Genomic DNA, 16,425 nt, shown 5'->3' with positions numbered 1-16,425 from the left:
CCCGAGGACACGGCGTTCGGCAGCGTGATCTTTTCCGCGCGCGAGCCATCGAACAGGCTCTCCTCGACCAGGACCTTCTGCTTGGCCTTGGTCGGTTCGGACGCCTTGCGCCCGGTCACCGGGCCGGTCTCGACCTGTTTGCCGGCAGCCAGGTCGTCGAGGATCTTTTCCAGCGCTTCGGCCGTCAGGTCCTCGTAATAGTAATCGCCGTCCGCATTCGCGATCTGGACCATCGGCGCGTTCGAGCACGCGCCCAGGCACTCGACTTCTTCCCAGCTGAACTTGCCGTCGGCGGAGACATTGCCGCGGCCCTTCTTGCCGATGCGCGTCTCGCACACGGCTTTCAGATCGTCCGCCCCGCGCAGCCAGCACGGCGTCGTGCCGCACACCTGGATCAGGTGCTCGCCGACCGGCTCCAGGTTGAACATCGTGTAGAAGGTCGCGACCTCGTAGACCCGGATGAACGGCATATCGAGGCGCGTCGCGATCTCGCGGATCGCCGGCTCGCACACCCATCCGTCCTGCTTCTGGGCCAGCCACAGCAGCGGGATCACGGCCGACGCCTTGCGGTCATCGGGATACTTGTTCAGCCAGAACGCAACCTTTTCCTCGCTTGCCTTTGAAAAGGCAAAACTTTCAGGCTGCACTTCGGCGAGACGGCGTACGCTCATCGGTCGACTTCCCCGAACACGATGTCCAACGAGCCCAGGATGGCAGAGACGTCCGCCAGCATGTGACCCTTGTTGAGATGATCCATGGCCGCGAGGTGGGCAAAGCCCGGCGCGCGGATCTTCAGGCGATAGGGCTTGTTCGTGCCGTCGGCGACCAGGTAGACGCCGAACTCGCCCTTGGGCGCTTCCACGGCGGCATAGGTCTCGCCCTCGGGCACGTGTATGCCTTCGGTATAGAGCTTGAAGTGGTGGATGAGCGCTTCCATCGAGCGCTTCATCTCCGCGCGGCGCGGCGGCGCGAACTTGGTGTCGGTGGGCAGCACCTCACCCTGGTTCTCGTCCTTCGACAGCCACTCGCAGCATTGCAGCATGATCTTGCAGGATTCCCGCATCTCTTCCATGCGGCACAGATAGCGGTCGTAATTGTCGCCATTCTTGCCGAGCGGGACCTTGAATTCCAGCTCGTCATAGACCTCGTAGGGCTGCGCGCGGCGCAGATCCCAGGCCATGCCCGATCCGCGCACCATCACGCCGGAAAAGCCCCAGTCGAGCGCCTCGTCCTTGCTGACCACGCCGATATCGACATTGCGCTGCTTGAAGATGCGGTTGTCGGTGAGCAGCGTGTCCAGCTCGTCGACGAATTTGGGGAAGGTTTGCGCCCACTCCGCAATATCGTCGATGAGCGGCTGGGGCAGGTCCTGGTGAACCCCGCCCGGACGGAAATAGTGCGCATGCAGGCGCGCGCCGGACGCACGCTCGTAGAAGATCATCAGCTTCTCGCGCTCTTCAAACCCCCACAGCGGCGGGGTGAGCGCGCCGACATCCATCGCCTGCGTGGTGATGTTCAGCAGGTGATTGAGGATCCGCCCGATCTCGCAATACAGCACGCGCACATAGGAGGCGCGTTTCGACACAGGAATCTCCGCCAGGCGCTCGATGGCCAGGCAGAAGGCATGCTCCTGGTTCATCGGCGCGACATAATCGAGCCGGTCGAAATAGCCGATGCCCTGCAGATAGGTCTTGTGTTCGAGCAGCTTCTCGGTGCCGCGGTGGAGCAGGCCGATATGGGGATCGACCCGCTCGATCACCTCCCCGTCCAGCTCCAGGATCAGGCGCAGCACGCCGTGCGCGGCCGGGTGAACCGGTCCGAAATTGATCGTGAAATTGCGGATGTCTGTTTCAGCCATCTCTTAAGCCTTCCCCTCCGCCTTCTCGTCGCCGGGCAGCACGTATTTCGCGCCTTCCCAGGGGCTGAGGAAATCGAAATCGCGATAGTCCTGCACCAGCTCGACCGGCTCGTGGACGACGCGCTTCTGCTCCTCGTCATAGCGGACCTGGACAAAGCCGGTCAGCGGGAAGTCCTTCCTGAGCGGATAGCCGTGGAAGCCGTAATCGGTGAGAATCCGGCGCAGATCCGGATGGTCGTCGAACAGGATGCCGTACATGTCGAAGGCTTCGCGCTCGAACCAGTTGGCCGCCGGGAACAGGTCCACGATGGACTCCACCGGTGTGTCCTCATCGGTCGTCAGCTTCACGCGGACGCGGTGATTCTTGTGCATGGACAAGAGGTGGTAGACCACGTCGAACCGGTCGGTCCGCCCCGGCCAGTCGACTCCGCAGATATCGATCAGCGTGGTGAACCGGCAGGTCTGGTCCTCGCGCAGGAAGCGGACAACCTTGTGCACACGGTCGCGGTGGATCGTCACGGTCAGCTCGCCGTGTTCGATCTCCCACCCGCGAACGTCGCTTTCCAGCGCCTCGCCGATATGTTCGCCCAGTTCCTGAAGTGCCTCGGACATGGCCTTGCTCTTCCCTGACCGGGCGCGCAACCGCGCCCGTCCTGTCTATCGCTCGATCGAGCCTTCGCGGCGGATCTTCTTTTGAAGCTGCAGAATACCGTAAACCAGCGCTTCGGCGGTCGGCGGGCAGCCGGGAACGTAGATGTCCACCGGCACGATGCGGTCGCAGCCGCGCACCACCGAGTAGGAGTAATGGTAATAGCCCCCGCCATTGGCGCAGCTGCCCATCGAGATGACGTAGCGCGGCTCGGGCATCTGGTCGTAGACCTTGCGCAGGGCCGGAGCCATCTTGTTGGTGAGCGTGCCCGCCACGATCATCACGTCGGACTGACGCGGTGAACCGCGCGGCGCGGCGCCGAAGCGTTCGATGTCGTAGCGCGGCATGGATGCCTGCATCATCTCGACCGCGCAGCACGCCAGGCCGAACGTCATCCACATCAGCGAGCCGGTGCGCGCCCAGGTGATGAGATCGTCGGCGCGCGCCACCAGGAAGCCCTTGTCGGCCAGCTGATCGGACATGCCGTCAAAATACGGGTCGTGCTTCTGGGGATCGTAGAGCGGCGTGCTTGCGCGCCCCGCGGATCCGGCAGGAAGGGTCGTGTCAGCCATATGCGATCACTCCCAGTCCAGCGCGCCTTTGCGCCATTCGTAGAGGAAGCCGATGGTCAGCACCCCGAGAAAGCAGATCATCGACCAGAAGGCAAAGAGGTTGCCCTCGAACACCGGGAACAGCCACGGGAAGAGGAAGGCAACCTCCAGGTCGAAGATGATGAAGAGAATCGCGACGAGATAGAAACGCACGTCGAACTTCATGCGCGCATCGTCGAACGCGTTGAACCCGCACTCATAGGTCGACACCTTTTCAGGGTCGGGATCGGAGGGCGCGAGCACGAACGCGGCCAGTATGAAACCGACACCCATCGCGGCAGCAATGCCAAAGAAGATGAGGATCGGCAGGTATTCGAGGAGAAGCGCGTCCATCCGCTCTCATGCCTTTCGTGTCTCAGGGCCGTATATATGTCCGTCTACGGCCAGGAGGGGGCGGCAAACGGACACAGCCTGACTCTCTCGGCTGCGATTGCGCCGGAAACTAGAGCGACCCCTCACCGGTCGCAAGCCGAAAAGCCGGTCGCGCGCAGCCTGTATTGCAGCGCAATTGCAAGGACTTGAGAACCATTCTCAAGACAGCAGACAAGCTTCGATAAAGACTGCAATTCCATTTCGCCTTGGCGACGGTTAGCTGGCCCTTTATCCGTTCAAGAGAGTGCTTCTTCCTGCCGGGCGGACCTGCCGGCGCGTCCGCCTGGAGCCTGTCTGATGAAACGACTCGGTCTTGCCGCAATCGCCCTCCTCGCTCTCCTGCTCGCGGTCTGGGCGATCTTCCTGCGCGGCGGTGCCGGTGCCCCCGGCGGGCTCGAGATCGAGACCGCAGAGCTAGAGCGGCGCGATTTGTCGCGCATCGTCTCGGCCACCGGCGAGATCGCACCGCTCGTCACGGTCGAGGTCGGCTCCCAGCTTTCCGGCCAGATCCTGGAAATCACAAAGGATTTCAACGATATCGTGGTGGAAGGCGATCTCCTGGCCCGGCTCGATCCGCAGACCTATGAAAGCCGGGTCAATGAGGCCCGCGCCAGCCTGGAGGTCGCCCAGGCCCAGGTGGAGGTCAACCGGGCCGGGGTCACCCGCGCCCAGGCCGAGCTGCGCGAAGCGGAGCGTGCCTTCAACCGGGCGCAGGAATTGCTCGCACGCGGCACCTATGCCGAAGCCCAGTTCGATACGTTCGAGAGCGCCTATACCTCCGCGCAGGCGGGACTGGCCGTCGCGCGCGCCAATCTGCGCAATGCCCAGGCCACCCTCGCCCAGCGCCAGGCCAATCTGGACAATGCCGAGGTCGATCTGGAACGCACCTCGATCCGCGCCCCCATCGACGGCATCGTGATCGACCGCCAGATCGATGTCGGCCAGACGGTGGCCGCCAGCCTGAACGCCCCGGTCCTGTTCATCATCGCGCAGGATCTCTCGCGCATTCAGATCGAGGCCCAGGTGGACGAGGCCGATATCGGCCAGATCGCCACGGACCAGCCGGTCAGCTTCGACGTGGACGCCTATCCGGGCCGGGACTTTGCCGGCACGGTCTCCCAGGTGCGTCTCGCCGCCCTGAACGAGCAGAATGTCGTGACCTATACGGTGGTGATCGAGGCCGACAATCCCGGCCAGCGCCTGCTTCCAGGCATGACCGCCAATGTCGACATCGTCACCGGTGCCGTGACCGGCGTTATGGCCGCGCCCAATGCGGCCCTGCGCTTTGCGCCCCGCGGGGCCGCCGAAGCGCTCGTGGAGACAGGCGGCGCCTCGCCGGACCGCGCGGGCAGTGGTGGCGCCATGCTGGACGCCACGGTGGAGCGTCTGACAGAAGAGCTCGAGCTTGACGAGGACCAGGCCGGCGAGGTGCGCCGCGCGCTGGAGGAGGCGTTTGCCGGATTGCGTCAGCAGATGCGCGCCCCGGGCGGGCCCGGCGCAGGGCGCCCGGACATGCAGGCGATGATGCAGCGCGCCCTGCGAGATGTGCTCAGCGCCGACCAGATGGCCCGCTTCCAGCAGCTTCAATCCGAACGCGGCGCGCGCGGCGGCGAGCGGCCCGCGCGCGGCACGCTCTGGGTCGAGACCGCGCAGGGCCGCCTGCGCAGCCAGCCCGTCCTCTTGGGCCTCTCCGACGGCCAGTACACGCAGATCATGGGCGACACGCTGGAGGCGGGCTCGCCGGTCGTGGTGCGCGTGCGCGAGGCGGGCTGATGGCCCTGCCCCTCATTCAGGCGCGCAATCTGTCGCGCGTCTACCGGCTTGGCGGCGGCGACGTTCACGCCCTGCGCGGGATCGATATCGATATTGACGAGGGCGAATACGTCGCCGTCATGGGCGCGTCCGGCTCGGGCAAGTCCACCTTCATGAATCTGGTCGGCGCGCTCGACACGCCGACCTCGGGCGAGCTGACGATTGCCGGCGAGCGCCTGGCCGACCGCAGCCCGGACCAGCTCGCCGCCTTCCGAAACCGGGTGGTCGGCTTCGTCTTCCAGCAATTCAATCTTCTGCCGCGCACCACCGCGCTCGACAATGTCGCCCTGCCCCTGCTCTATCGCGGTACGCCGGCTGCCAGGCGCCAGGCGCGCGCCCGCGAATGCCTGGAGATGGTCGGGCTGGGCGACCGCATGGATCACCACCCCTCCCAGCTCTCCGGCGGTCAGCAGCAGCGCGTCGCCATCGCGCGCGCGCTGGCCAACGAGCCGAGGCTTCTTCTGGCCGACGAGCCGACCGGCGCGCTCGACAGCCGGACCTCCGAAGACGTCATGGCCATCTTCGACTCGCTCAACGCATCGGGCATCACGATCATGCTGGTGACCCACGAGGAGGATGTCGGCGCGCACGCCCGCCGGCGCGTCATCTTCCGCGACGGACGCATACTGGAGGACCGGTCATGACCCTGCTGGCCGCCATCCAGGTCGCGCTTATCGCCCTGCGGATCAATGCGCTGCGAAGCCTTCTCGCCATTCTCGGCGTCATCTTCGGTGTCGCCGCCGTCATCACCACGGTCTCACTGGCCGAAGGCGCGCAGGAAGCGGTCAACGACCAGATCGCAAGCCTGGGCACGAACACGCTCAATATCCGCGCCGGCTCGGAAAATCGTGGCGGACGCCGGGGCGGCGCCGGGTCGGGCACGCCCTTCTCGTCTGAAGATGTCGACGCGATCCGGCGCGATGTGCCGGTCGTCGTCGCCGCTTCGGGCACGGTTCAGGGGTCGGTCACCGCGGTGAGCGACGGGACGAACTGGCCGAGCCAGATCCTGGGCGCGCACCCCGACTATCTCGACGTGCGCGACTGGCAGATCGCCGAGGGCCGCGTCTTCACCGTGATGGAAAACCAGCGGTCCGACCGGGTGGCGGTGCTGGGCCAGACCGTCGCGGAGGAACTCTTCCCCTATGGCAGCGCGGTAGGCCAGAGCGTGCGCCTGAACGGCCAGCCTTTCGAGGTGATCGGCCTGCTCGCCGCGCAGGGCCAGTCCAGCTTCGGTCAGGACCAGGACGACATCGTCCTCGCGCCCATTTCCACCGTACGCCAGCGCGTCCTCGGCTATAGCAGGCCCGGCGTGCGCGATCCGGTCCAGTCGGTCTGGGTCAAGATCGCGGCGGGCGAAGACATGGACTACGCGGCCGAGGAGCTGGAGCGCTATCTGCGCGACCGGCGCGGCATCGGCCCGGGCGAGACCGATGATTTCCGCGTCGCGAACTTTGCCGCCTTCATCACCGCCTTCCGGGCCACCGAAGTCGTGATGGGCCTTCTGCTCGCCGCGGCGGGCACCATCACGCTCGTGGTCGGCGGCATCGGCATCATGAACGTCATGCTGGTCTCAGTGACCGAGCGTACGCGCGAGATCGGCCTGCGCCTGGCCATCGGCGCGCGCCGGCGCGATATCCGCAATCAATTCCTGATCGAATCGATCCTGCTGTGCTCGGCCGGCGGCGTGCTCGGCCTCGGGCTCGGCGTGCTCATGGCCATGGGGGTGGAACGGCTCGGGCCCATGCTCGGCGTGGAGACGCTGGCCATCGCGGTCAAACCCTCGGTCATCCTGATCGCCATCGGCGCCTCGACCGTCATCGGCGTGCTGTTCGGCTTCTACCCGGCCCACCGGGCGAGCCGCCTCAACCCCATCGACGCCTTGCGCCACGAATAGGCGCGCCCTGGCATGGTCGCCGGGACCCGGAAACGCAAAAGCCCCGCCTTGCGGCGGGGCTTTGATGCGGCGTCTGCACGCTGAAACGAAGTGGCGCGAGTGACCGGGCTCGAACCGGCGACCTCCGGCGTGACAGGCCGGCGCTCTAACCAACTGAGCTACACCCGCACACTTCGTGTCCGCCGCGTCGGTTTCCCGTGCGGCAGGAGGCGTTTCCTAAAGCCGACCTTTCTCAGGGTCAAGCGGGTTGATGCGGTTCTTCGCATACATTTGCACACGCGCGTGCATCGCGCGCGCCGGCGGGCTCCGGGGCCGGGCCAGAGACAGGTGATAGTCGTAATAGTAGGAGGCCGGTGGTGGGCGGTGACGGGCTCGAACCGCCGACCTGCTCGGTGTAAACGAGATGCTCTACCAACTGAGCTAACCGCCCGGAGCCCGGCGATTTAGCCGACCCTGCCCGTCATGACAACGCCCCTTATGCGGCCGGCGCGGGACTGCGCGAGGCGGGAGGCAGCCGGTCGGCGCCGTAGCTGCCGAAGCTGCGAATCGACTTGGCGAACTCGCCCAGGCTCGCCAGCGCCCGTGCCACGGCGGCGTCTTCCTCATGGCCGTCCACGTCCAGGAAGAACATTTGCGACCAGGGCTCGCCGGCAATCGGCCGGCTCTCCAGCCGGGTCAGGTTGACCCCTTCGCGGCGGAAGCCTTCCAGCGCGTTGACCAGCGAGCCCGAGGCGTCCGAGGTCACGAAGACCAGCGAGGTCTTGCACGGCAGCAGGGGCGAGGCCGCCACCGGGTTCTTGGCCAGCGCGACGAAGCGTGTGTAGTTCTCCGGGTGGTCGGACGCGCCGGACTCGATCACGTTCAGCCCGAACAGGCGTGCCGCATCGGCGCCCGCGATGGCGGCAGCTTCCGCCCCCTCGTCCATCGCCCGCTCCAGCGCGCGCGTGGAGGAAGAGACCGGCACCGGCTTCAGGTCGCGATTGCGCGCGAAGAATCGCTGCGACTGGCGCAGCGCCTGGGGATGGCCGTACACGGTGCGCACCTGGGACACGCCGCTGGCCTTGCCGACCAGGCAGTGCTCGACCTTGTAATGGTGCTCGCCGGTGATCTTCAGGTCGCTATCGCGCATCAGGTCGTAGACCTCCACGATGCCGCCCGTCGTCGTGTTCTCGATGGGCACGAAGCCGTAATCGGCCTCCCCGGCCTCGACCGCGCGGAAAATCCCGGCAAAGTCGCGCTTGATGACCGGCTCCAGTCCGGAATACCGGCCCTCGAAATGGGCATGGGCGGCAAAATGGCTGTAGGTGCCCGGCCCGCCAAGATAAGAGACGCGTGCCTCCTTCAGCGTGCCCGAGGCGACCCGGGCATCCAGCCCGGCGCGCTGGCGGCGCAGGCTCTCGTCGATGATGAGCTGGAAAAGCCGCTCGACGAACGCGGCGTCGAGCCCGTGCGTCGCGCCGGCCTCCACCACGCGGTCCAGCACGGCGCGTTCGCGCTCGACATCGCGCACGGCCTGGCCGCCGCCCGCCTTGATCGCGCCGAGCGCCTCGCTCAGTTCGCGCCGCTCCGCCAGAAGCTGCACCAGCTTGTGGTCCGCCGCATCGATCGCCCGGCGAAGCTGCGCGCGTTCGTCTTCCATTGAGTGAGCCATGATTGCTGCCTTTCCCCTCACGCCCAAAAAGAAAAACGGCCCCTCCGGTGGAGGGGCCGCTGAAACTCGTCACTCGCTTACGCGCACGCGATTCTCAGCCACCCCGCGGGGGCGTAAAATAAAAGCCGAGATAGAATGCGTTGCGCGTGATCATGAGCTGACTGTGCGGCGGCGCAGCAAAGGCGTCAATAGCCGGTCTTTCAATTTCCGACGGCCAGCTCGCGCTCGACGCCTTTGAGGATGAGTTCGAGCTGACGCACGGCATCCTCCAGCGGGTCTTCTGCCCGGCTGCCCAGCGGTGTCACCGTGACGATGCCGTGAACCGCGGCCCAGACCGCACGCGCGGCGACGAAGCGCTGCTCGCGGTCGCGCGCGCCGGGCAGCTCGCTCAGCCTGTCTTCCAGGATGGCGAACAGATCGTCTTCCGCCTTCTGGTACCAGTCCGGCGGCTCACCGGTCGTGTGGCGGAAGGTGATCACCGCTTCCATGCGTCGTGGGTGAGCCTGGACGAAATCGAGATAGGCCCGCGACAGCGCCATGAGCTGGCGATGCAGGCTCGCTCCTTCTGCGGCCCGCAAGGCCGCCACCAGAATGTCGAAGAGTTCGCGGAAGGTGCGCAGATTGGCCTCGCGCGCGATCTCCTCCACGTCGCCGACCAGCTTGTAGAGCGATCCCACGGACAATCCGGCCCGCCGGGCAATGAGACGCGCCTGCAGCCCTTGCGAGCCCTGCTCTTCAAGCAGCTCCAGTGTCGCGGCAATCACCCGGTCGCGATGCTCCGGGCCAAGGCGCGGGCGCCCGCGCGGGCGCTTGGTGGTGGAGTCGGGCTGATCGTCTTGCATGCTCAAAAGCCTAATCGTCGTATCGATGCCGGGCAAAGGATGCGCTGGCATAAGAAAACCCCGGGGCATTTAGCCCCGGGGTTCTCAAGACACAAGCGGCCGCAGCCTCGTGCGCCGGACGAGTGTGCCCGTCTAGTGCGCCGGACTAGTGCGGGCGCGCTTCGTCGCCTGCCTGACCCGGCTGGGGCATGGAAGCCATCGCCGCGGCATCGGCTTCGGTCCACTCCACCGGCTCGACCGGATGGATCAGGGCCCGCGCCAGCACCTCGTCCAGGCGTTCGACCGGGACGATCTCCAGGCCCGCCTTGACGTTGTCGGGCACCTCGGCGAGGTCCTTCTCGTTCTCCTGCGGGATCAGCACCGTCTTGACGCCGCCGCGCAGCGCAGCCAGCAGCTTCTCCTTCAGACCGCCGATCGGCAGCACACGGCCACGCAGCGTGATCTCGCCAGTCATGGCGACATCCTTGCGCACCGGGTTCTTCGACAGCGCCGAGATGATCGCCGTCACCATGGCGATACCCGCCGACGGTCCGTCCTTGGGCGTTGCGCCTTCGGGGACGTGCACGTGAATGTCGCTGGTGCGGAACACGGTCGGCTTGATGCCGAGCGAGGGTGCCCGGCTCTGCACGAAGGCGTTGGCGGCCTGGATCGACTCCTTCATCACATCGCGCAGATTGCCCGTGACCCGCATATTGCCGCGGCCGGGCATGGCGACCGCCTCAATCGTCAGAAGATCGCCGCCCACTTCGGTCCACGCCAGACCCGTCACCAGGCCGACCTGATCCTCGGTTTCGGTTTCGCCGAAGCGGTATTTGCGCACCCCGGCAAAGTCGCCGAGATTATCGGAGTCGATCGACACCGACGTGCATTTGCCGCTTTCGATCTGGACGACCGACTTGCGGGCCAGGCGCGCCAGTTCGCGTTCCAGGTTCCGTACCCCCGACTCGCGGGTGTAGTAGCGGATGAGATCGCGGATCGCGGACTCGCTCACCTCCCACTCGCCGTCCTTGATGGCGTGGTTCTTGACCTGCTTGGGCAGCAGGTGACGCTTGGCGATCTCGACCTTTTCATCTTCGGTATACCCGGCGATGCGGATGATCTCCATCCGGTCGAGAAGCGGCTGCGGCATGTTCAGCGTGTTCGCCGTGGTGATGAACATCACGTCGGACAGGTCGTAATCGACCTCCAGATAGTGGTCGCCGAAGCTGTTATTCTGTTCCGGATCCAGCACCTCGAGCAGCGCGGACGAAGGATCGCCGCGATAGTCGGCGCCCAACTTGTCGATCTCGTCGAGCAGGAAGAGCGGGTTGGAATACTTCGCCTTCTTCATCGACTGGATGATCTTGCCCGGCATGGAGCCGATATAGGTGCGCCGGTGACCGCGGATTTCCGCTTCGTCACGCACACCGCCGAGCGACATGCGGATGAACTCGCGTCCGGTGGCCTGCGCGATCGAGCGCCCGAGCGACGTCTTGCCCACGCCCGGCGGTCCGACCAGGCACAGGATCGGACCTTTCATCTTCTTGGTCCGGCTCTGCACGGCCAGGTGCTCGATGATGCGTTCCTTCACCTTCTCCAGACCGAAATGGTCGGTATCCAGCTGGTTTTCCGCCTTTTCCAGGTCGATCTTGACGCGCTTCTTCTTGCTCCACGGGATGGTCAGCATCCAGTCGAGATAATTGCGCACGACCGTGGCTTCGGCCGACATCGGGCTCATATTCTTGAGCTTCTTGAATTCGGCATCGACCTTCTTGCGCGCTTCCTTGGGAAGCTTGGCGGCCTCGATGCGGTCTTCCAGCTCGGCCATTTCCTCACGGCCATCGTCGGACTCACCCAGCTCGCGCTGGATCGCCTTCATCTGCTCGTTGAGGTAATATTCGCGCTGGGTCTTCTCCATCTGGCGCTTCACGCGGCTGCGGATTTTCTTTTCCACCTGCAGGACGGAGATTTCTCCCTCCATCAGGCCGAAGACCTTCTCCAGGCGCGCCGCGACATTCGGATTGCTCAGCAAGTCCTGCTTCTCGGCGATCTTCACCGCAAGATGAGCCGCGATCGTGTCGGCCATCTTGGCCGGCTCGGAAATCTCGGCAATCGCGGAGAGAACCTCCGGTGGCACCTTCTTGTTCAGCTTGACGTAGTCTTCGAACTTCTCCGCCGCCGTGCGCATCAGCGCCTCGACCTCGGAGGGTTCGACCACTTCTTCGTCGAGCAGCTCGGCTTCGGCTTCGAAAAAGGCCTCGTTGTCGACGAAGCGCGTCACGCGCATGCGCCGGCCGCCTTCGACCAGCACCTTCACCGTGCCGTCGGGAAGCTTCAGGAGCTGCAGGATCGACGCCATCACGCCGTGCTCGTAGATCGCATCGGCGGACGGTTCGTCGTCCGCCGCGCTCTTCTGGGTCGCAAGCAGGATCTGCTTGTCGGTGCGCATCACCTCTTCCAGGGCGCGCACTGATTTCTCCCGTCCCACAAAAAGCGGCACGATCTGGTGGGGAAACACCACGATGTCGCGCAGCGGCAGCAACGGAAGCGTTTTTACTTCACTCATAAATTCTCTCCTCATGCGCTCCGTCCCGGATCGGGCCCGAAGCGGCCGGCCCGTTCCGGCACCGGCAGCGTTAAGAGACCGTGCGGGGGACAAACCTCCCCCGCTTTGCGTCTCCTAACAAGTGGAAGCTCATCCCCGGCGGTTCAACCGGTCTGGCTGCGGGTTCTGCGCCCCGTCCCACTGCCTGTGCAGACAAAAACGCCGGCGCACAGGGGCGCCGGCGTCGTGTTGTCACGCTAGGCGGAAGGCACCCGTCATCAGGCGCCTTTCTGGCCGGCGCTCGCGGCTTCTTCGCCCTTCTTGCGCTCGGCATAGATGTAGAGCGGCTTGGCATTGCCATCGACGACTTCGGCATTGACCACGACCTCTTCGATCCCCTCCATGGAGGGCAGGTCGAACATCGTCTCCAGCAGGATGCCTTCCATGATGGAACGCAGGCCGCGTGCGCCCGTCTTGCGCAGGATGGCCTTGCGGGCAATGGCGATCAGCGCGTCCTCGGTGAAGGACAGGCCGACATTCTCCATTTCGAAGAGACGCTGATACTGCTTGACCAGCGCATTCTTCGGCGCGGTCAGGATCTGCACCAGGGCCTGCTCGTCCAGGTCCTCCAGCGTCGCGATGACGGGAAGACGGCCGACGAATTCCGGGATCAGGCCGAACTTGGTCAGGTCGTCCGGCTCCACCTCGCGCAGCACGTCGCCCTGGCGGCGTTCGTCGGGATCGCGCACATCGGCGCCGAAGCCGACCGCACTGCCCTTGCCGCGCAACGAAATGATCTTCTCAAGACCGGCAAACGCGCCGCCGACGATGAACAGGATGTTCGTCGTATCCACCTGCAGGAATTCCTGCTGGGGATGCTTGCGCCCGCCCTGGGGCGGCACCGAGGCGGTCGTGCCTTCCATGATCTTCAGCAGCGCCTGCTGGACGCCCTCGCCCGACACGTCGCGCGTGATGGACGGATTGTCCGACTTGCGCGAAATCTTGTCGATCTCGTCGATATAGACGATGCCGCGCTGGGCGCGTTCGACGTTGTAGTCGGAGGCCTGGAGCAGTTTCAGGATGATGTTCTCGACATCCTCGCCCACATAACCGGCTTCGGTCAGCGTCGTGGCGTCGGCCATGGTGAACGGCACATCCAGGATGCGCGCCAGGGTCTGGGCCAGCAGCGTCTTGCCGCAACCGGTCGGGCCGACCAGCAGGATGTTGGATTTGGACAGCTCCACATCCTGGTGCGCGGTGGTGTGGTTGAGGCGCTTGTAGTGGTTGTGCACCGCGACCGCGAGCACGCGTTTGGCGTGCGCCTGACCGATCACGTAATCCTGCAGGACCTGGAAAATCTCCTGCGGGCTGGGCACGCCCTCTTTCGATTTGACCAGCGAGGATTTGTTCTCCTCGCGGATGATGTCCATGCAGAGCTCGACGCATTCATCGCAGATGAAGACTGTGGGTCCCGCGATGAGTTTGCGAACCTCGTGCTGGCTCTTGCCGCAGAACGAGCAATACAGCGTGCTCTTTCCGTCGCCTTCGGTTGCCTTGGTCATGGTCGCTCCGTGGTGCAGCCAACAGGGCTGCTCTGCCGCCTGGGTGTCCCGCCGTGGTCCGAACGATCCACCTGACGGGACGTGATTCCCTACCAAGCAAGATCAGGGCCGGACCTTAGCGAAACGTTGCCAAGCCTGAGTCTTATTCGATCACAGGGTTGCGCATACGATCAAGCACCGGATGCGGCTTGTGCCGTCCGGCGCCCGATACGTCCGCGTGCATTCAACGGCGCGAGCGCCTTCAGGACTTGGTGTCCTCGCCTTCGCGGGTCTCGTAGACGGTGTCCACGATTCCGAAGTCGCGTGCCTCGTGCGCGTTCATGAAGAAGTCGCGATCGAGTGTCTTTTCCACCGTTTCCAGCACCTGGCCGGTGTGCTTGACGTAAATCTCGTTCATGCGGCGCTTCATTTTCAGGATGTCTTCGCCGTGGCGCTCGATATCGGCCGCGGTACCGCGGAACCCGCCGGAGGGCTGGTGCAGCATGATGCGCGCATTCGGCGTGGCAAAGCGCATGCCCTTCTCGCCGCCGGCCAGCAGCATGGAGCCCATCGAGGCCGCCATGCCGATACAGGCCGTGGCCACCGGGCAGCGGATGTATTGCATCGTGTCGTAGATCGCCAGGCCGCTGGTCACGACGCCGCCGGGCGAGTTGATGTACATCGCGATCTCTTTTTTCGGGTTTTCCGATTCAAGATACAGGAGCTGGGCCACCATCAGGCTGGCCATGTGATCCTCGATCGGCCCCGTCACGAAGACGATGCGTTCCTTCAGGAGGCGCGAATAGATGTCGAAGGCGCGCTCGCCGCGGCTCGTCTGTTCGACGACCATCGGAACGAGGCTGCTCATCATGTCCTGAGGATCCTTCATAGGCGCGCACTCCACATCGAAACAGGAACACCTGCCGGGCCCGGCAGGTGACAGAAAAATCGGGTTGTTCAACGACTTTGGCAAGGGCTGGAGGTGCACGCAAGCGCGCACACCTCCACACGGCCCTGCCGGGCCTTGGGCCCTAGTCTTTCTTGGGCGCAGCTTTTTTCTTGGCCGGGGCCTTCTTCGCCGCCGGCTTCTTGGCTGCAGAGTCCTTGGACTCGGTGCCCTTGGACTCCTCGCCCTTCTTGGCCGCTGCCTTCTTGGCCGGGGCTTTCTTGGTGTCGCCCCCGTCCTTCTTGGCCTCGTCTTTCTTGGCCGCGGCCTTCTTCTTGGCTGCCGGCTTTTTCTTCGCGGTCTTCTTGGCCGCCTCGACCTCGTCCTCTTCTTCCTCGAAGAGGGTTTCGCGATCGACTTTCTTTTCGCTCACGTCGGCCAGTTCCAGGATGTAGTCCACGACCTTTTCTTCATAGATCGGGGCGCGCAGCGACTGGATCGCCTGCGGGTTCTTCTGGAAATAGTCGACGACCTGGCGCTCCTGGCCCGGGAAGCGCTGGGCTTCCTGGTTCACGGCGCGGGCGAGTTCTTCCTGGCTGACCTCGACATTGGCCTTGCGGCCCATCTCGGCGAGCACCAGGCCCAGGCGCACGCGGCGCTCGGCAATGGCGCGGTATTCCGACTTGAGCTCGTCCTCGGACTTGTCCTTGTCCTCGTCTTCAAGCTCGCCCTTCTTGATCGCGTCTTCGACCTGCATCCAGATCTGGGCAAATTCCTGCTCGACCATGCCGGTCGGCAGCTCGACATCGGCGTGGGCTTCGTCGAGCTGATCGAGGATCTGGCGCTTCACCTTCATGCGCGAGGCCTGATTGTGCTCGGTCTCGAAGCGGCCCTTCAGGGCGTCTTTCAGGGCGGCGAGATCGGACAGGCCGAAATTCTTGGCCAGATCGTCGTCGATCTTGGTCTCGGCCGGACCCTGGACTTCCTTCACCTTGGTCTCGAACGCGGCTTCCTTGCCGGCCAGGTGCTTGGCCTGGTAGTCGTCGGGGAAGCTGACCTTGACCTCGACATCGTCGCCGGCCTTGGCGCCGATCAGCTGCTCTTCAAAGCCCGGAATGAACTGGCCGGACCCGATGACCAGCTCGGCATCCTCGGCCGTGCCGCCGTCGAAGGCCTCGCCGTCGATGCGGCCGATGAAGTCGATGACGACCTTGTCGCCTTCGGCGGCCTTGGCCGTCTTGGCTTTCTTGTCGTAGGACTTGGTCTGCTCGGCCAGCTCGCTCAGCGCTTCGTCGACCTGCTCGTCGGCGACCGGCGCGACCGGCTTTTCAAGCTTGAGCGTCTTGGGATCGACGGTCTCGAACTCGGGCATGATTTCCAGGCTGATCTCGAACTGGAAGTCCTTGCCGCCCTTCAGGACGTCGTCGGCGTCCGATTTCACGTCGATATTGGGCTGGTTGGCCGGACGGATCTCGCGCTCGGAGAGCACTTCCTGCGTCGTCTGCGGCACCAGCTCCTGAAGGATGTCGCCCATGATGGAGGTCCCGAACATCTTGCGGATGTGCGCGGTGGGCACCTTGCCGGGGCGGAAGCCTTTCAAGCGGACCTGCGGACGGATTTCCTCGATCTTCTGAGACAGGCGCTCATCGAGGTCACTGGCAGGAACGGTCACTTCAAAGACGCGGGAGAGACCTTTGGCGGATTTTTCTGCGACGTTCATATTGGCAAGGCCTTGCTTCTTTAGGGGCCGGAGAGGCGGCGTGAGACGACGGGTAGACCACGGGC

The 16,425-nt window shown here is 64.7% G+C and carries 12 protein-coding genes, 2 tRNA genes and 2 pseudogenes; 3 read left to right on the top strand and 13 right to left on the bottom strand.

The annotated features are described in order from the left end of the window. Window positions 1–14: 14 nt before the first annotated feature. The 5 genes and pseudogenes from nuoE to E5162_RS03880 all read right to left on the bottom strand — a co-directional run. A pseudogene (gene nuoE, locus E5162_RS03900) lies at window positions 15–671 on the bottom strand (NADH-quinone oxidoreductase subunit NuoE); the annotation flags it as partial. Further along, window positions 668–1,858, bottom strand: a complete 1,191-nt coding sequence (locus E5162_RS03895) for an NADH-quinone oxidoreductase subunit D (RefSeq protein WP_135943623.1) — start codon at window positions 1,856–1,858, stop codon at window positions 668–670. The gene E5162_RS03895 and the pseudogene nuoE, both read right to left, overlap by 4 nt. 3 nt (window positions 1,859–1,861) lie before the next feature. After that, the gene (locus E5162_RS03890; RefSeq protein ID WP_135943622.1) at window positions 1,862–2,470 is read right to left on the bottom strand and encodes an NADH-quinone oxidoreductase subunit C; all 609 of its coding nucleotides are present in this window, start codon (window positions 2,468–2,470) and stop codon (window positions 1,862–1,864) included. Window positions 2,471–2,515: 45 nt separating this feature from the next. Continuing rightward, a pseudogene (locus E5162_RS03885) lies at window positions 2,516–3,116 on the bottom strand (NuoB/complex I 20 kDa subunit family protein). Further along, the gene (locus E5162_RS03880) at window positions 3,086–3,451 is read right to left on the bottom strand and encodes an NADH-quinone oxidoreductase subunit A (protein WP_135943620.1); all 366 of its coding nucleotides are present in this window, start codon (window positions 3,449–3,451) and stop codon (window positions 3,086–3,088) included. The pseudogene E5162_RS03885 and the gene E5162_RS03880 overlap by 31 nt, the downstream one beginning before the upstream one ends. 336 nt (window positions 3,452–3,787) lie before the next feature. On the opposite strand from E5162_RS03880, the gene E5162_RS03875 reads away from it, so the two are divergent. Genes E5162_RS03875 through E5162_RS03865 form a run of 3 tightly spaced genes read left to right on the top strand, consistent with a single transcriptional unit; the run spans window position 3,788 to window position 7,196 of the window. Beyond that, the gene (locus E5162_RS03875) at window positions 3,788–5,263 is read left to right on the top strand and encodes an efflux RND transporter periplasmic adaptor subunit (RefSeq protein ID WP_135943619.1); all 1,476 of its coding nucleotides are present in this window, start codon (window positions 3,788–3,790) and stop codon (window positions 5,261–5,263) included. Beyond that, window positions 5,263–5,946 carry an ABC transporter ATP-binding protein gene (locus E5162_RS03870; RefSeq protein WP_135943618.1) on the top strand — a complete coding sequence of 228 codons (684 nt, stop codon included), beginning with the start codon at window positions 5,263–5,265 and terminating at the stop codon, window positions 5,944–5,946. Before E5162_RS03875 ends, E5162_RS03870 begins: the two co-directional genes overlap by 1 nt. Then, window positions 5,943–7,196 (top strand): ABC transporter permease, encoded by a 1,254-nt coding sequence (locus E5162_RS03865; RefSeq protein ID WP_135943617.1) that lies wholly within the window; start codon window positions 5,943–5,945, stop codon window positions 7,194–7,196. The genes E5162_RS03870 and E5162_RS03865 overlap by 4 nt, the downstream gene beginning before the upstream one ends. 91 nt (window positions 7,197–7,287) lie before the next feature. Here E5162_RS03865 and E5162_RS03860 read toward each other — a convergent pair. The 8 genes from E5162_RS03860 to tig form a co-directional block, all read right to left on the bottom strand. Then, a tRNA-Asp gene (locus tag E5162_RS03860) sits at window positions 7,288–7,364 on the bottom strand. 186 nt (window positions 7,365–7,550) lie between these two features. Beyond that, a tRNA-Val gene (locus E5162_RS03855) sits at window positions 7,551–7,626 on the bottom strand. A gap of 45 nt (window positions 7,627–7,671) precedes the next feature. Next, window positions 7,672–8,847 (bottom strand): bifunctional chorismate mutase/prephenate dehydratase, encoded by a 1,176-nt coding sequence (locus tag E5162_RS03850; protein ID WP_135943616.1) that lies wholly within the window; start codon window positions 8,845–8,847, stop codon window positions 7,672–7,674. Window positions 8,848–9,047: 200 nt separating this feature from the next. Beyond that, complete coding sequence (locus E5162_RS03845; RefSeq protein ID WP_158291188.1) at window positions 9,048–9,689, bottom strand: TetR/AcrR family transcriptional regulator; 642 nt, start codon at window positions 9,687–9,689, stop codon at window positions 9,048–9,050. Between the two features lie 145 nt (window positions 9,690–9,834). Then, entirely contained in the window at window positions 9,835–12,234 is a 2,400-nt protein-coding gene (lon, locus tag E5162_RS03840; protein ID WP_135943614.1) for an endopeptidase La, read from the bottom strand. 257 nt (window positions 12,235–12,491) lie between these two features. Further along, window positions 12,492–13,775 (bottom strand): ATP-dependent Clp protease ATP-binding subunit ClpX, encoded by a 1,284-nt coding sequence (gene clpX, locus E5162_RS03835; RefSeq protein WP_135943613.1) that lies wholly within the window; start codon window positions 13,773–13,775, stop codon window positions 12,492–12,494. Between the two features lie 241 nt (window positions 13,776–14,016). Continuing rightward, entirely contained in the window at window positions 14,017–14,643 is a 627-nt protein-coding gene (locus E5162_RS03830; protein ID WP_135943612.1) for an ATP-dependent Clp protease proteolytic subunit, read from the bottom strand. Window positions 14,644–14,785: 142 nt separating this feature from the next. After that, window positions 14,786–16,360 (bottom strand): trigger factor, encoded by a 1,575-nt coding sequence (gene tig / locus E5162_RS03825; protein ID WP_135943611.1) that lies wholly within the window; start codon window positions 16,358–16,360, stop codon window positions 14,786–14,788. Window positions 16,361–16,425 lie beyond the last annotated feature (65 nt).

Origin of the sequence: Marinicauda pacifica, from assembly GCF_004793635.1 — a bacterium.
Classification (GTDB): domain Bacteria; phylum Pseudomonadota; class Alphaproteobacteria; order Caulobacterales; family Maricaulaceae; genus Marinicauda; species Marinicauda pacifica.
This window is presented reverse-complemented; position numbering and strand designations above follow the sequence as displayed.

Coding starts and splice junctions, on each gene's coding strand:
- tig (WP_135943611.1), bottom strand. CDS start 16,360: ATGAACGTCGCAGAAAAATCCGCCAAAGGTCTCTCCCGCGTCTTTGAA.
- E5162_RS03880 (WP_135943620.1), bottom strand. CDS start 3,451: ATGGACGCGCTTCTCCTCGAATACCTGCCGATCCTCATCTTCTTTGGC.
- E5162_RS03895 (WP_135943623.1), bottom strand. CDS start 1,858: ATGGCTGAAACAGACATCCGCAATTTCACGATCAATTTCGGACCGGTT.
- E5162_RS03870 (WP_135943618.1), top strand. CDS start 5,263: ATGGCCCTGCCCCTCATTCAGGCGCGCAATCTGTCGCGCGTCTACCGG.
- E5162_RS03890 (WP_135943622.1), bottom strand. CDS start 2,470: ATGTCCGAGGCACTTCAGGAACTGGGCGAACATATCGGCGAGGCGCTG.
- E5162_RS03865 (WP_135943617.1), top strand. CDS start 5,943: ATGACCCTGCTGGCCGCCATCCAGGTCGCGCTTATCGCCCTGCGGATC.
- E5162_RS03830 (WP_135943612.1), bottom strand. CDS start 14,643: ATGAAGGATCCTCAGGACATGATGAGCAGCCTCGTTCCGATGGTCGTC.
- clpX (WP_135943613.1), bottom strand. CDS start 13,775: ATGACCAAGGCAACCGAAGGCGACGGAAAGAGCACGCTGTATTGCTCG.
- lon (WP_135943614.1), bottom strand. CDS start 12,234: ATGAGTGAAGTAAAAACGCTTCCGTTGCTGCCGCTGCGCGACATCGTG.
- E5162_RS03850 (WP_135943616.1), bottom strand. CDS start 8,847: ATGGCTCACTCAATGGAAGACGAACGCGCGCAGCTTCGCCGGGCGATC.
- E5162_RS03845 (WP_158291188.1), bottom strand. CDS start 9,689: ATGCAAGACGATCAGCCCGACTCCACCACCAAGCGCCCGCGCGGGCGC.
- E5162_RS03875 (WP_135943619.1), top strand. CDS start 3,788: ATGAAACGACTCGGTCTTGCCGCAATCGCCCTCCTCGCTCTCCTGCTC.